The following is a 14,468-nucleotide window of genomic DNA, read 5'->3' as shown; positions in this document are numbered from 1 at the left end:
CGGCAGGCCAAGCTGGCACCTGCATTAGGCGGCCCGCGCACCGACGAAGCCGAGCCCCGCGGCAATCTGGATCGACTGCGCGCGCCCGGTCGCGCCCAGCTTGGCGGCAGCATTGCGCAGGTGAAAGCGTACGGTCGATACCGACAGCGACAGGATGATGCCGATCTCGCCATCGGTCTTGCCCGCCGCCGCCCAGCGCAGACACTGCACCTCGCGCCGCGTCAGCGTTTGCGGGACGGTCGCGTTGCGCGGCCGCCCGCGCGCTTCATTGTGGGTCGCGACCAGCTTGAGCGCGAGATTGTGCAGGTCGCCGGCATGCTGGTCGAACAGCGCCGCGACCCCCACCGGCTCGCGCGAGCACCAGAAGACCGCGCCGACCAGCCCGCGCGGCAGATGCACGGGCGCGATGATCGCCTCGCCGAAATTCGGTGTGCTCTTTGCCTGCTCGCAATCGACCGCGGCGAGCAATTGCGTCGGACGCCAGGTCCGCAACTGGCCGTCGCTGTAGTAAAAGGGTTCGGCGGTCAGCCGCGCTGCGGTCAGGAAGGCGATCTGCAGCGCGAGCTTGCGATCGCGCCAATATTGGTGCGCGGGATCGATCCAGCGAAAGCTGGTTTCGGCATAGGGCCGCCCGTCGGCGTCGGCCATCGGTTCGGGATCACCGAGGTCGGCCTGCGCCGCGATATAGGGCAGCCCGATCGCATCCCCCGCAGCCTGCACGGCGCGAACCAGCGACGGCATTTGTGCCCAGCCTGTCGATCGATCATCGGTCACTCGGCCCCGTCTCCATCCATCCTGCCACGGATGCCAGCTTGTGACTGACCCCGCGATTTCGTCTTTGGCCAGCGTCCGGCTGTCCGCACGCTCGCACAAAGACGAGCCTCGCGACAAGTCGTTTGAGGGAGGATGAGTGATGAAGGCATTCCGTATCGTTCTGGCGGCGAGCACCGCGACCGGCATAGCGTTGTCCGTGCCAGCGGTCGCCGCAGAGGAAACCGCAGCGGACGCCGTTGCGGCAGAAGGCGAGATCATCGTCACCGCGCAGCGCCGCGCCGAATCGATGAACGATGTCGGTATGGCGATCCAGGCGGTCGATGGCGCGACGCTGGAAAATCTGCGCGTCACGGACCTCCGCGACCTGACGAGCGTTGCACCCAGCTTCACCGTATCGCAAAGCTATCAGGGGGTGCCGACCTATACGCTGCGCGGTATCGGCTTCAACACGATCAACCTGTCCGCAACCTCGACCGTCGGCACCTATGTCGACGAGGTCGCCTATGCCTATCCGATCATGAACACCGGGCCGGTGATGGATCTGGAGCGGGTCGAGGTGCTGAAGGGGCCGCAGGGGACACTGTACGGCCGCAACACCACCGCGGGGCTGATCAATTTCATTACCGCCAAGCCGACCGACCGCTTTGACGCCAGCATCAGGGCCGATCTGGGCAATTACCAGACCTACAATATCGGCGGTCATATCTCTGGCCCGCTGGGCGAGGGGATCGCGGCCCGCGTGTCGTTCCGCAGCGAGAATAGCGACAAGGGCTGGCAGGTCAGCAATACGCGCGGCGAACGGCTGGGCGAGGTCGAGAAATATGGAGTGCGCGGGGCGCTGGCGATCGATCCCGCCCCGGGGACGCATTTCGACCTGTCGGTCACCTGGTGGCGCAACAAATCGGACACCGTCGCGGGGCAGGGGATCGGCTTCACGCCCGCGACCAATCCGGCGACCGGCACCAGCAATTCGCGCTTCTTCAACGCGCCGGGGCTGGCCAGTTATATCGCGGGCAATTTCCCGACCAAGGCCAGCCAAGTCGACTGGGCGCCCGAAGCCAGCCGTTCGGCAGACATCGGGACGGGGCTCGGCTTGGATGGGCCGCTGGCCGAGAATAATCGCTTTTGGGGACTGAAGCTACGTTGGGACCAGGATCTGGGCGACACGATGAAGCTTGTTTCGCTGACCAGCTATAATGATTTCAAGCGCGATGCGCTGTCCGACTGGAGCGGCGCGCCTTATGAAATCCTGCTCCAGAATACCGTCGGGCGGATCAAGAGCTTTGCGCAGGAACTGCATGTCGAGGGTGAGGCGGGAGCAGCCAACTGGCTGGTCGGTGCCTATTTCGCCAACGACCGGATCATCGATTCGAACCGCACCTTGCTGGGTCAGAATGCCAATGTCGGGCTGATCCGCGCTGCCGGAGCGCCGCTGCTCGCCAGCCCGCTCTTCAACTCGGCGGGTTACACGCCGCTCCAACTGAGCCAGGCATTTCGTACCTATGAGGATTTCGGCCGCATCCGCACCAAGACGTGGAGCGTGTTTGCCAACGCCGATGCCGAGCTGACCGATCAGCTCAAGCTGACCGCAGGGATCCGCTACACCGAGGACAAGCAGCGCTACAACGGCTGCTCGCGCGACTTCAACGGCAATATGCTGCCGAACGTCAACGTCGTGAACCGCGCGCTATACCTGCAAACCTATGGCGTCCTAGCGCCGCAGATCAGCCAGGGGCAGTGCAACACCTTTGACCCGGCAACCGGCACCTTTGGCGAGGTGCGGTCGCTGCTGAAGGAAAATAATGTCGCGTGGCGCGTCGCGCTCGACTGGTCGCCGGACGATGACACGCTGATCTATGCGTCGGTGTCGCGCGGCTATAAATCGGGGACGACGCCGATCAACGCCGCCAATTTGGCGCGCCAGAATGCGCCGGTGACGCAGGAAAAGCTGACCGCCTATGAACTGGGGATCAAGGCGACGCTCGCCGACCGGCTGGTGCAGGCGAACCTGTCGGCTTTCTATTATGATTACCGCGACAAGCAGATCAGCACCTATTTCGCCGATCCGATCTACACCGCGCTGTCGCGGCTCGACAACGTCCCCGACAGCGAGGCCTATGGTGTCGAGGGCGAGCTCACGATCCGTCCGGCGACGGGGCTCACGATCGCCGCCAACGCACTCTATCTCAAGACGCGGATCAACGGTTACAATGGGACCAACGCCGCGGGTCAGCCTGAAAATTTCGATGGTGCCGAATTCATCTACAGCCCCAAATTTCAGGGCAGCCTGACGTTCGCCTATGACACGCCGGTGAGCGATACGCTGAACCTGACCGGGGCGGTGAACGCGCGCTATCAGAGCCGGTCGAACACGATTTTCGAGGATATCGACATCTACAAGGTCGATTCCTATGGCACGGTTAGCGCCAGCCTGGGGTTGAAAAGCGAGAGCGGCTGGTCGGTGTCGTTGTGGGCGAAAAATCTGTTCGACAAATATTATTGGTCGGCGGTCGCCAGCAATGCCAATGTCGTGGTGCGATTTGCCAACCCGCCGCGGACCTATGGCCTGACCGTCGGGTTCGATTTCTAACGGGAGCGATGGTGATGGCGCTGGCGATAGAGGACAATTATCTGGGGACGGCGATCGATTTCGCCGGGCCGCCGGGTGAGCCCGCCTTGCTGGCGCCCGATAGCATCCAGTGGCGGGTGTACAAGAACCCGATCGCGCTGGGGATCGGCGGCATTGCGGCGGTGCTGCTGGAATTTGCCGAACCGCGCATCCGGTCGGGGGTGTGGGATCATTCGACGTACAAGGTCGATCCGATCGGCCGATCGCGCCGTACGGGTCTGGTCGCGATGCTCGCCTGCTATGGACCGGCAAGCAGTGCCAAGGATGTGATCGGCAAGGTCAACCGGATGCACGGCAAGGTGAAGGGGGCAACCCCCGCGGGGCAGACGTATCGCGCGCTCGATCCGGTGCTGCTCGATTGGGTCGCGGCGACGGCGTCCTATGGTTTTCTGATGGCCTATGACCGCTTCGTCCACCCGCTGAGCGATGCCGACAAGGATCGCTTCATGCGCGACGGCGATGCGATCGGGCGCGAATTCGGAGCGCTGCACACGCCGCCAACGGTCGGCGCCTTCATAGCGATGATGGACCGGCTCGAACCTTCGTTCGAACCGCATCCGATCCTGTTCGAATTTCTGGACATCATCCAGTCGGGCAGGGCGGCGCCGGGGGTGCCGCGCTTCCTGCACCGCGCCATCGCGCGCGCATCCGTTTCGCTGCTTCCGGCGCACATCCGGCAGCGGCTGGAGCTGGGTTCGGCGTTCGACCTGACGCGGCTCGACCGGTTGCTGCTCGGCACCGCGGGGCGCCTCGCCGACCGCCGCGTCGATCGCAAATCGCCACCAAGTCTCGCCAGCGTGCGGCTGGGCCTGCCGCATGACTTTCTGTATCGGTCGCGGGGCGAGCAACAGCGGCTGCTGGCGGCGCGCGGGCAACCGCGACACGCGGTGCAAAGCCGGCTCGCGCCGAATTAGACAATCAGTTTGCCACCTCGGCGCGCATCGTCGGGCGTCCATGGGCGTCGCGCGCCCATAGCCGCGCGCCGCTTCCCTCGCGCGCCAGGCAGAGGTCGAACGGCATGCCGTCGATCAAGGGGGCTTCGGCGCGGAAGCTGAAGCGGGTCGGCGTCAGGCCGGGCATTTCGCGCAGCGCGTGGTCGATAAGCAACGTCGCGATGAGCGGGCCGTGCACGACGAGCCCGGGGTAGCCCTCGACGTCGCGGGCGTAGTCGCGGTCGTAGTGAATGCGGTGGGCGTTGAAGGTGAGCGCCGAATAACGGAACAGCAGGACGGGATCGGGCGTCACGCGACGGACCGCATCGGCGGGTTCGGGGACGGACGCGGGGGCGGGTTCGGCAAGGGGCGGCGAGGCGGCCGTCGCGGGCGCGCGATAGACCAGATCCTGCTCCTCGCGGATCGCCGGGATGCCGTCCGCTGCAATCTCGTGCTGCAAGGTCACGAACAGCAGGTCGCCGCTGGCGCCGCGCTTGGCGCGGATCGCGGCGATTGTGGTGACGCGGGTCAGCGCGGCGGCGACCGCGATCGGGGCGAGGAATTCGACGCGCCCTCCCGCCCACATCCGGCGTGGGAGCGGGACAGGCGGCAGCAAACCGCCATCGTTGCGGCGCGGGTGGCCGTCGTCGCCGATCGCCGATTGCCGCGCATCGGGCAGGAAATAGAGCCAGTGGCCGAGCGGCGGCACAATCGCGGGCGCCGCGGGATCATGGTCGAGCAAGGCGCCAAGACCGACGAGCGGCGCCGCGGTTGCCATATCGTGCCGCGTTTCGCTGCGCCCGATCCAGTCCGAATAATCGTCCATCGCGGTCCTCAGAAACTTTTGGGCAGGCCAAGCGCGTGCGTCGCGACATGGCTCAGGATCAAATTGGTGCTGATCGGTGCCACCTGATACAGCCGCGTTTCACGGAACTTGCGCTCGATGTCATATTCCTCGGCAAAACCGAAGCCGCCGTGCGTCTGGACGCACATGTCGGCGGCGTACCAGCTCGCTTCCGACGCCAGCATCTTCGCCATATTCGCCTCGGTCCCGCCATCCTGTCCGGCGTCGAACAGCCGCGCCGCCTTGTCGACCATCTCCGCTGCGGCGGCGAGCTGGACATAGGCGCGCGCGATCGGAAACTGGACGCCCTGATTTTCGCCGATCGCGCGGCCGAACACCTCGCGCTCTTTCGCATAGGCTGCGGCGCGGTCGATGAAGAAGCGGCCGTCGCCGATGCATTCGGACGCGATCAGGATGCGTTCGGCGTTCATCCCCGACAATATGTAGCGGAAACCCTTGTCTTCCTCACCGATCAGATTGGCGGCAGGCACTTTGAGGTCGTCGAAGAACAGCTCGGTCGTCGCGTGGTTGAGCATCGTGCGAACTGGGCGGATAGTCAGCCCATTGCCGACGGCTTCGCGCATGTCGACCAGCAGCACGCTCATCCCGTCCGACGATTTGGCGCAATCCTCGCGCGGGGTCGTTCGGCACAGCAAGATCATCAGGTCCGAATGTTCGGCGCGGCTGATCCAGATTTTCTGGCCGTTGACGATATAATCGTCGCCAACCCGGCGGGCAAAGGTGCGGATGCGCGTGGTATCTGTCCCCGCGGTTGGTTCGGTCACCCCGAACGCCTGCAACCGCAGGTCGCCGCGCGCGATCGCGGGCAGATAGGCGGCCTTTTGCGCCGCCGAACCATGTTTCAGCAGCGTCCCCATCGTGTACATCTGTGCGTGACAGGCGCCGCCATTGCACCCCGAACGATGGATTTCCTCGAGCACTGCGGTTGCGGCGCCGAGCCCCAGCCCCGACCCGCCAAACTCCTCGGGGATCAGCACCGACAGGAACCCAGCCTCGGTCAGCGTGCGGACAAATTCGGTCGGATAGATGCGGTCGCGGTCGAGCCTTTGCCAATATTCGCCGGGAAAGCCCGCGCACAGGCGGCGTACCGCGTCGCGAATTTCCGGATAGCTTTGCGGCTGGGCTTCGGACATCGGCACTCGCTCTCCCTGATCGTTCGCTCAGCCTTAAGCCGACGTCATGCGGCGCGCCAAGATGAATCGATAGCGGCGGCCCTCTTTAAACGCACTGTATAATCGGGCTATGACACCGCCGCCGAGTCAGGAGGTCGCCATGTCCGAAGTCCAGCCGTTTCTATCCGATCGCCGCGGCGCTTTTGGTCGGGATCTGGTGGCGCATCGCAAGCGCGACGGCCGTTCGCAGCTGGCCCTCGCGCTCGACGCCGGCGTGTCGTGCCGCCATCTGGGGTTCCTCGAAACCGGCCGCGCCAAGCCCAGCGCTGCCATGGTGGCCCGACTGGCTGCGGCGCTCCGCCTGTCGGGCATGGAACAGGATCAGTTGTTGCTGGCGGCAGGGCTGGCGCCGCGTTTTGCGGACCGGGTTCGCGACACCGGGACGCTGGAGATGCGCGCGTTTGACGCGGTGTTCGCGCTGGCTGGATCGACGTCGGCGGCGCGGTCGACCGCGATTGCGGCCGAATTTTTCGGCGAGATCGGCATCGATCATTTCATCACCGGCACGCTGCGCGGCTCGCGCGCCGGCTGGGACATCCGCCGCGACGCGGGCGGTCGCCCCGCCGTCGGATGGCTCCAGCACAATGTCACGAACCGCTATCGCAACGTCGATTATCTGGTCCGCGCGACCGCGGCGCGCGACCGTGGATTTTTCTGGAGCGATATTCCGCCCGCGCTGATGAACGACGCCCAGCGCCGCATCCTGGCCGAAGCGCGCGATTTTCGGATCAACGACGGTTTCGTCCTGCCGATCCCGGTCGGCGACGGGTCGGTTCGCGCCTTTTCGTCATGGGGCGAGCGCATCGACATCGCTAGCGAGACCCGCACGGCGGCGTCGCTGGTGGCGCGGGCGCTGGTGGAAAATCTGGATGACCTCAGCCGCCTACCTGCGGGGTAGTGGCGCGGCGCATGAACCGCTGACATCGTGCGGCTCCACCGTCGAGGGGCAGATGATGAACAGGCGTGAAGTTTTTGCAGGGACGCTGGCGGGCGGCGCCGCGCTGGCGCTGGCGGCAACCGCGACGCACGCGGCACCGCGCGCGGGAACGACGAGTCCAGCGTGGGTCACGGCGCCGGACGGGACGCGCCTGTACGTCCGCAGCTGGGGAACCGGCGCGCCGATCCTCTTCCTGTCGGGTTGGGCGCTGTCGTCGGACATGTGGGCATATCAGATGGCGACGCTGTCCGAACGCGGGTTCCGCTGCATCGCTTTCGACCGGCGCGGCCATGGTCGGTCGGACGATCCGGGGCGCGGCTATGATTATGCGACGCTGGCGGGCGATGTCGATGCGGTGCTGACCGCGCTCGACGTCAGGGGCGCGGCGGTCGTCGCCCATTCGATGAGCGGCGGTGAGATATTGCGCTATCTGGGCGGCAAGCCAGCGACGGGCCGGGTCGCGCGCGTGCTGTTCCTGGCGACGACGCTGCCATGCCTCGCGGCCAAGCCCGACAATCCGGCGGGGGTGCCCGCCGCTGCCTTCGATCAGATGCGTCAGCAATTTTATCGCGATTTTCCGCAATGGATCGACAGCAACAGCGACGCGTTCGTGGTTCCCGAAACCAGCCCGCTGATGCGCCAATGGATCAAGAATATCATGCTCGGCACGTCGCTGCGCGCAGTCATCGACCTCAACCGGGCGATGACCGCAGCGGATTTCCGCGCCGACCTTCGCGCCATCAACATCCCGGCCCTGTTCATCCATGGCGACAAAGACGCCTCCGCGCCGCTTGCGCTCACCGGGCTGCCGGCGTCGCAGCTGATGAAGTCGGCGCGGCTGGTCGTTTATGAAGGCGCCCCGCATGGGCTGTTCGTGACCCACATCGACCGCCTGAACGCCGATATCGAGGCGTTTGCGAAGGCCTGACCGACTGTCGATCCGACGATCTTGAACGCTTTCAGCGGAAACGCGCCGATGACGCACGCGCGGCGAGACCGGCTATCTGTGCGCCGTTCACGCGCTGGCCGAGAAAATTGCCATTGCGATCCAAGGTGATGCTACCGGCGGAGCCCGACATCCCATCTTTCGCTATATCCAAAATCGAATATCAGACGATATACAATCTATTATATAGATATATAAACACCGGTAACGTCCAATCTGCAAATCAAACGGGCCGAACCTGGTGCTTTCCCTCTACAAGCTTGGGGCGCGGGCGGTCGTTGGGGGAGACGGACAATGAAATCAACACGGACCATGCGCGGGGCGCTTCTCGTAACGGCGGCGGCTTTTGCGGTACCGGGCCTCGCTCATGCCCAAGCCGCGCCCGACGGCGCGGTGGAGGCGTCGGCGAACGACGAGATCGTCGTCACCGCCCGCAAGCGCGAGGAGAGCCTGCAAGACGTGCCGATTTCGGTTCAGGCGTTCAGCGGCGCCGCGCTGGAGCAGGCGGGGATCAAGGATTTTTCCGAAATCGCGTACCGCGTTCCCGGCCTGAAGCTGAGCGCCGAACGCGCGGTTGATACCGAGCTGTTTATCCGCGGCATCGGGTCGGACATCCAAGGCGCGGGCGCCGATGGCGCGGTCGGCATCTTTGTAGATGGCGCCTATCTGTCGCGCGGCACCGGATCGCTTCTCGACCTCTATGATCTCGAGCGCGTCGAGGTGCTCAAGGGGCCGCAGGCGCTGCGTTTCGGTAAAAGCGTCGTCGGCGGGTTGATCAACTATGTGACCAAAAAACCGGGCGATCAGTTCGAGGGTCGGGTTGAGGCGACCTATGGCAATTACGACAAGCTCGACGTCGCGGCTTCGGTGCGCGGGCCGGTGTCCGACACGGTGGGCATCGGTCTGGTCGTCAGTTCGCGCAGCCACGACGGCTATGCGATCAACACGCGCGGCGGCGACGAGGAGGATCAGAATGTCCAGTCGGTGCGCGCCCAGCTGCGCTGGCAGCCGTCGGCGACGATCGATATCAATCTGTCCGCCGATTATACGCGGCACCGCGACGGGGCGCGGTGGGTCGATGTGATCGTTCCCGGCGACAGCAATGAAGTCACGTACAACAGCTTCTTCGCGCCGCCGATTGCCAGCCTGCCCGGCTTTGTCCTGCCCGACCGCAACGCCCCGTTCAAAAATGCCAACCCCCGCAGGGGAGCGCATAATTTCACCGGCTTCCAGAACTCGGACATGTATGGGGTCAGCGGCTCGATCGACTGGGAAGCGAACGACAATCTGAGCATTGCGTCGCAGACCGCTTATCGCGATTCCTCGCTGGCGGCGCGCGAAGACGGGTCGGGGCTGTTTTTCAACTTCCCGATCGATCCGGCAACCAACGCGCCCGACGTCACCTCGGCGATGGTCGCGGGGCTCGATGTCTATCTGGCAACCGTCCCCGACAGCTATTTCGACAGCGGCAAGGCCGAAGACGTCAAACAATTCTCGCAGGAACTGCGGCTGCGCTGGGACGATGGCGGCCCGCTGCGGCTGGAAGGCGGGGTCTATTATCTCCGCGAAAAGATCCGCCGCGCCGAGGATGTGAACTTCCTGTTCCCCGATTTCCAGGCGATCACCGAATTCGCCTTTTCGATGGCCTTTGGCGGCACGCCCGCGTCGCCCTTTCCGGGGTCGAACCATACTGTCACGACGTCCAAGAACGACAATATCGGGCTGTTCGGCGAGGTCAGCTACAGCCTGACCGACCAGCTGACCTTCGATGCCGGGCTGCGCTATGCCCATGACCGCAAACGCTATTCGAACAACCGGTCTGGGGAATCGTTCGAGGGTGCGCCGGTGAACTTTACCGTGACCGACAAACGCAGCTGGGACGCCTGGCTGCCCAGTGCGACGCTGCGTTTTGAACCGAACAACGACGTCACCCTCTATGCCCGCTATGCGAAGGGGTACAAGCCGGGTGGCTGGACCGGAGAGGATGCCAACACCCCCGCCGAAGCCTTGGTGTCGTTCGAGCCCGAAACCGCCGACAGTTTTGAATTGGGGGCGAAGCTGGCGCTCGCCGACCGGCGCATGTTCGTCAATGCCGCAGCCTATTACACGCTGTACGACAATCTTCAGACCAACCAGTTCCTGTCGCCCGGCCCGGGTCTGCCGCCCGACAATTTCGTATTCAACGCGGCGAACGGCACGCGCGCTTACGGGCTTGAGCTCGACATCCAAGCGCGACTGACCGACAGTTTCAGCGTGTCGGGCAACTATGCCTATTCGCGGTGCAACTTCACCGGCGAGCTGATCATCGACGATGACGGCACTGACCTCGACGGCAACAGCTGCCGCCGCACCCCCAAGCATGCGTTCGGGGTCTCGGCCAATCTGGACCAGCCGGTCAGCGACAAGGTTGTTCTGATCGCGGGGAGCGATTTCCAATATACCGGCGCCAATTTCTTCGACAATCCTAACTCGCCGCTGCTCAAATTCGACAGCGAAATCCTGCTGAACGCGCGGATCGGGGTGCGCGACGTGGACAGCAAATGGGAATTGACCGCCTGGGCCAAGAACCTGACCAACGAGCTGAATTATACCAGCAAGCTCGCGCTGTTCGGGACGATCTACGGCACCTATATTCCGCCGCGCACCTATGGCGTGACGGCCCGGTTCCGTTTCTGACGGCGCGCCGCGACCATGTTTGCCGGGATTGACGAGACGGGAGGCCGCCGATGAAACGCGTAAACAGGATCATCGGCGGCGGCGCGGCAGTCGTTGCGGGGCTGCTCTATGCCACCGCGCTGATCGCGGCGAGCGGCGAGAGCGGCCACCCGACCGGCCCCGTCAACATCGTCGATCCCTATCTGAAGGCATGGCATCAGGCGACGCCGGAGAACCCGCCGGCGCCGCCCAAGCCCGACGTCGATTATGGCATGGACCCGGCGATCGGCGCGTTCCGCCACCCGGTCGCCACCCCGCTGACCACCAATGCGCCCAATTTTTCGGGGCAGCTCGATCATTGGGATCAGAATAGCTACGCCAAAAATGTCGAAGTGATCGGTTTTTATCCCGGGGTCACATCACCTTGGCACGCGTGGGCCAGCGTCGTCGATTTCGGCGGCAAGCGGTACCTTTACACCCACGACCGCGACTATCTGCGGATCATGGACGTGACCGATCCGCGCCAGGCCAGGGTGGTCTGGTCACAAGGCGGCGTGTGGAACAGCAAGGGGGCCAGCGAAGATTGGGACGCGTCGGCGGTCACCGACTATTTCGGCGGCGTCACCATCGCGTGGAACAAGAAACTGCGGCGCAATGTGCTCGTCGCATCCTATGAGATCGGGCGTTTCGGCCTGATGGACGACAAGCTGCGCCAGCCGGACAAGGTCGCGGCGCAGCGCAATTACAATTCGCTGAAGGGCTTCAAGGTGTTCGTGATGAACGGCCCGACCCCCGACAAATGGGATCTGATCGCGACGCGCACCACCGACTATCAGCATCCCGACGCGCCGATCGGCCAACAGCAAGGATCGGGCGCGCTCGACGCGGCGACCTGGTGGGGCGGCCGATATATGCTGCTGTCGGCGGCGCCCGACGACAGCTATGCGCTGACCGAATATCCCGACTATCTTTATTCGCCCGGCTATCAGGTCTGGGACATGGACGATCCCGCCAATCCCAAATTCGTGTCGCAGATCAGCGTGCCCGGACAGCGGCTCGGCGACAAGGATAGCGAAGCGGCGTACCGCGCCAATCCGCGCGCGGGCAACCGCACCAGCTGGATGGGGTCGCGCAACCCGATCGTGCTGACCAAGCCGATCGAGGCCGGCGGCCGGATCGGTTTCGGCGGCATGGGCGGGCTCGGCTTTTACACCTTTGACCTTGCCGATCCCGCCAACCCGAAGACGCTCGGCCACCTCAGCGTGCCGCCGAGCTATGCGGGGACCGAGTTCGACAATGTCGATGTCAGCCAATATGACCGCACCGGCTTCGTGTTCTCGAACGGCTATCCGATGAACGAGAATTGTTACGAGCCGTACAAGGATATTTTCTCGATCGACGTGCGCGATCCGGCCAACCCGAAGGTCGCGGCGAAGTTCCCGCGTCCGGTGCCGCCGCCGGGCGCCGCCTTCACCGATTTTTGCCAGCGGCGCGGCAGCTTCGGGCCGAAGCGGTCGGGCGGGCTGGGGCAGCCCGAGGGCGGGCGCCAGGGGCTTGCCATTTATGCGTTCTACAACGCCGGGATCCAGATTTTCGACGTGAAAGACCCGGCGAAACCGAGCATCGCGGGCTATTTTGTCCCGCGCTTCCCGACCAACGAGGAGCTGCCCGAATATACGTTCGGCAATTCGACGTTCGCGGTCTTTACCGAATATGACCGCAACATCATCTGGGCCTTTTCGGTCAACGGCGTTTACGCGCTGTCGAGCCCGCTGCTCGGCAAGCCGCGGCTCGGTGCGCCGAAGAAAATCTGGCCGGAACGTCACTAGGTCGATCTTGAAGGACTGAAAATCATGCATGACTGGAAGATTGGGTTGGCGGGAGCGCTGCTCCTCGCCGGATGCTCGGGCGCGCCCGCGAAAAAGGTCCCGGAAAAGCCCATCGAACCGGCAGGGAACAACATCCTGCACATCAGCTGGGGCGGTATCGCCGAGGCCGATGCGGGTGAGGCGAAGCGGCATTGGTCGACCTATAGCATCAACCTGGTCGACGGTGATCCCGCCTATGGCTGGCTGTCGGACAAGAATATCCGCTTTCCGCACACGTTGAATTTCGAACTGGCGGGCAATGGCAAGATCGATGCGGTCGTGATCGACAGCCGGTTCGAGCCGGTGGTCCGCGAAGACGGGTCGATGTCGCAGACCGCCGAAGGATCGCCGGTGCGGCGCTTTGCGTTGCTGGGGTCGACGACCGGCCCAGACGGGCCGTTCGAACTGCTGGTCGATGGCGAGGCAAAGGCCGATGCCCGGACCTTGGTCGAATTGCCCAAGCAGGGCCGCGCGCGCTGGCTGCGGCTGCGCATCGACAGCAATTGGGCCGGGAGCGGCGCGACGCGCCTGTCCGATGTCGCGATCATCGGCGACGTCGAACAACGCGGCGCCGCGGCGGTGGCGGACGTTAGCGGCGTCTATAGCCATGAATATGGTCCGATCATGCTGCGGCAGCGCGGCAACGACATTCTGGGGTGCTACAACAATGGCCTCGGCACATTGCGCGGCACGATCTTTGGCCGGATCATGCGGCTCGCCTGGTTCTCGAGGGAAGAGGGCAGCATCGGCGCGGCGACGCTGGTGGCAGCGAACGACAAGCTGTACGGCTTTTGGTATCGCCCCGAGGATCAGATGGGCAGCCCGTGGAACGCCGACAAGCAAAGCGGCCTCGACGGGGCCGATCTGGGCAAGTGCCGCGCGATCCTCTATCCGCCGGGTTGAACAGCAAAGGGCGCCGCATGAATACCGTCTTTTCGATCGATCATCCGTCCGCCGAAATTGCCGGGAGCGATCGGCGGTTTCCGATCCGGCGCATCTTTTGCGTCGGCAAAAATTATGCCGATCATGCCCGCGAAATGGGCGGTGATCCCGACCGCGAACCGCCCTTTTTCTTTTCCAAACCCGCCGATGCGATTGTCGCGGCGGGCGCCGACATTGTGATGCCGCCGCGCACCACCAACCTGCATCACGAGATCGAGCTGGTCGTGGCGCTGGGAGGCGGTGGCGCCAATATCGGCGAGGACGACGCGCTGGCAGCGGTGTTCGGCTATGCCGTCGGCAACGATTTGACCCGCCGCGATCTGCAGGCCGATGCCAAAGCCGGGGGGCGACCGTGGGACATGGCCAAGGGTTTCGACCATAGCGCGGTGCTGTCGCCGATCCGCCCGGTGACCGAGGTCGGCCATCCATCCACGGCGCGCATCTGGCTGTCGGTCAACGATGAGCTGCGCCAGGACGGCGACATTGCCGACATGATCTGGCCGGTGGCCGACATCATCGCCGAACTGTCGACCTATGTCGAGCTGAAGGCGGGCGATCTGATCTATACCGGCACCCCCGCAGGCGTCGGACGCATCGTCGCTGGCGACCGGGTCGCGGGCGGCATCGACGGCGTTGGCGCGATCGCCAATCGCTTCGTCTGACGCGTCCCATATAACTTCTGGCATATATCGACGCGGCCATTCGGTATTATTTGTTTATGACAGGTCGGCCTAGGCCGCTTGCAGAG

11 protein-coding genes are annotated in these 14,468 nt (G+C 64.3%); 8 read left to right on the top strand and 3 right to left on the bottom strand.

Features of this window, described 5'->3' with window-relative positions:
- Positions 1-24: 24 nt before the first annotated feature.
- Entirely contained in the window at positions 25-741 is a 717-nt protein-coding gene (locus SPYCW_RS12700) for a helix-turn-helix transcriptional regulator (protein WP_232014705.1), read from the bottom strand.
- Positions 742-913: 172 nt separating this feature from the next.
- On the opposite strand from SPYCW_RS12700, the gene SPYCW_RS12695 reads away from it, so the two are divergent.
- Both SPYCW_RS12695 and SPYCW_RS12690 read left to right on the top strand, forming a co-directional pair.
- On the top strand, positions 914-3,364 hold the full coding sequence (locus SPYCW_RS12695) for a TonB-dependent receptor (protein ID WP_120217070.1): 2,451 nt from the start codon (positions 914-916) through the stop codon (positions 3,362-3,364).
- A gap of 14 nt (positions 3,365-3,378) precedes the next feature.
- Entirely contained in the window at positions 3,379-4,317 is a 939-nt protein-coding gene (locus tag SPYCW_RS12690) for an oxygenase MpaB family protein (protein ID WP_172595487.1), read from the top strand.
- A gap of 4 nt (positions 4,318-4,321) precedes the next feature.
- Here SPYCW_RS12690 and SPYCW_RS12685 read toward each other — a convergent pair whose 3' ends face one another.
- Together SPYCW_RS12685 and SPYCW_RS12680 are read right to left on the bottom strand one after the other, a co-directional pair.
- Positions 4,322-5,161 (bottom strand): FAS1-like dehydratase domain-containing protein, encoded by an 840-nt coding sequence (locus SPYCW_RS12685; protein ID WP_120217069.1) that lies wholly within the window; start codon positions 5,159-5,161, stop codon positions 4,322-4,324.
- A gap of 8 nt (positions 5,162-5,169) precedes the next feature.
- Positions 5,170-6,333, bottom strand: coding sequence for an acyl-CoA dehydrogenase family protein (locus tag SPYCW_RS12680; protein WP_120217068.1), 1,164 nt, complete (start codon positions 6,331-6,333; stop codon positions 5,170-5,172).
- A 139-nt stretch (positions 6,334-6,472) separates the two neighbouring features.
- On the opposite strand from SPYCW_RS12680, the gene SPYCW_RS12675 reads away from it, so the two are divergent.
- The 6 genes from SPYCW_RS12675 (at position 6,473) to SPYCW_RS12650 (ending at position 14,382) form a co-directional block, all read left to right on the top strand.
- Complete coding sequence (locus SPYCW_RS12675; RefSeq protein ID WP_120217067.1) at positions 6,473-7,270, top strand: autoinducer binding domain-containing protein; 798 nt, start codon at positions 6,473-6,475, stop codon at positions 7,268-7,270.
- Positions 7,242-8,237 (top strand): alpha/beta fold hydrolase, encoded by a 996-nt coding sequence (locus SPYCW_RS12670; RefSeq protein ID WP_232014704.1) that lies wholly within the window; start codon positions 7,242-7,244, stop codon positions 8,235-8,237. Before SPYCW_RS12675 ends, SPYCW_RS12670 begins: the two co-directional genes overlap by 29 nt.
- Before the next feature lie 312 nt (positions 8,238-8,549).
- Positions 8,550-10,931, top strand: a complete 2,382-nt coding sequence (locus tag SPYCW_RS12665; protein WP_120217066.1) for a TonB-dependent receptor — start codon at positions 8,550-8,552, stop codon at positions 10,929-10,931.
- A gap of 50 nt (positions 10,932-10,981) precedes the next feature.
- On the top strand, positions 10,982-12,739 hold the full coding sequence (locus SPYCW_RS12660; RefSeq protein WP_120217065.1) for a hypothetical protein: 1,758 nt from the start codon (positions 10,982-10,984) through the stop codon (positions 12,737-12,739).
- Between the two features lie 24 nt (positions 12,740-12,763).
- On the top strand, positions 12,764-13,681 hold the full coding sequence (locus tag SPYCW_RS12655; protein WP_120217064.1) for a hypothetical protein: 918 nt from the start codon (positions 12,764-12,766) through the stop codon (positions 13,679-13,681).
- A 17-nt stretch (positions 13,682-13,698) separates the two neighbouring features.
- Positions 13,699-14,382, top strand: coding sequence for a fumarylacetoacetate hydrolase family protein (locus tag SPYCW_RS12650; RefSeq protein ID WP_120218283.1), 684 nt, complete (start codon positions 13,699-13,701; stop codon positions 14,380-14,382).
- The last annotated feature ends 86 nt before the right edge of the window (positions 14,383-14,468 follow it).

The organism is Sphingopyxis sp. EG6, from assembly GCF_003609815.1.
GTDB lineage: Bacteria > Pseudomonadota > Alphaproteobacteria > Sphingomonadales > Sphingomonadaceae > Sphingopyxis.
Note: the sequence above shows the minus strand (reverse complement) of the source record. Positions and strands in the feature narration are given on the sequence as shown.

Bases quoted from the DNA above. Each gene is read 5' to 3' on its own strand.
- SPYCW_RS12700 (WP_232014705.1), bottom strand. From the start codon at position 741: ATGCCGTCGCTGGTTCGCGCCGTGCAGGCTGCGGGGGATGCGATCGGG.
- SPYCW_RS12695 (WP_120217070.1), top strand. From the start codon at position 914: ATGAAGGCATTCCGTATCGTTCTGGCGGCGAGCACCGCGACCGGCATA.
- SPYCW_RS12690 (WP_172595487.1), top strand. From the start codon at position 3,379: ATGGCGCTGGCGATAGAGGACAATTATCTGGGGACGGCGATCGATTTC.
- SPYCW_RS12685 (WP_120217069.1), bottom strand. From the start codon at position 5,161: ATGGACGATTATTCGGACTGGATCGGGCGCAGCGAAACGCGGCACGAT.
- SPYCW_RS12680 (WP_120217068.1), bottom strand. From the start codon at position 6,333: ATGTCCGAAGCCCAGCCGCAAAGCTATCCGGAAATTCGCGACGCGGTA.
- SPYCW_RS12675 (WP_120217067.1), top strand. From the start codon at position 6,473: ATGTCCGAAGTCCAGCCGTTTCTATCCGATCGCCGCGGCGCTTTTGGT.
- SPYCW_RS12670 (WP_232014704.1), top strand. From the start codon at position 7,242: ATGACCTCAGCCGCCTACCTGCGGGGTAGTGGCGCGGCGCATGAACCG.
- SPYCW_RS12665 (WP_120217066.1), top strand. From the start codon at position 8,550: ATGAAATCAACACGGACCATGCGCGGGGCGCTTCTCGTAACGGCGGCG.
- SPYCW_RS12660 (WP_120217065.1), top strand. From the start codon at position 10,982: ATGAAACGCGTAAACAGGATCATCGGCGGCGGCGCGGCAGTCGTTGCG.
- SPYCW_RS12655 (WP_120217064.1), top strand. From the start codon at position 12,764: ATGCATGACTGGAAGATTGGGTTGGCGGGAGCGCTGCTCCTCGCCGGA.
- SPYCW_RS12650 (WP_120218283.1), top strand. From the start codon at position 13,699: ATGAATACCGTCTTTTCGATCGATCATCCGTCCGCCGAAATTGCCGGG.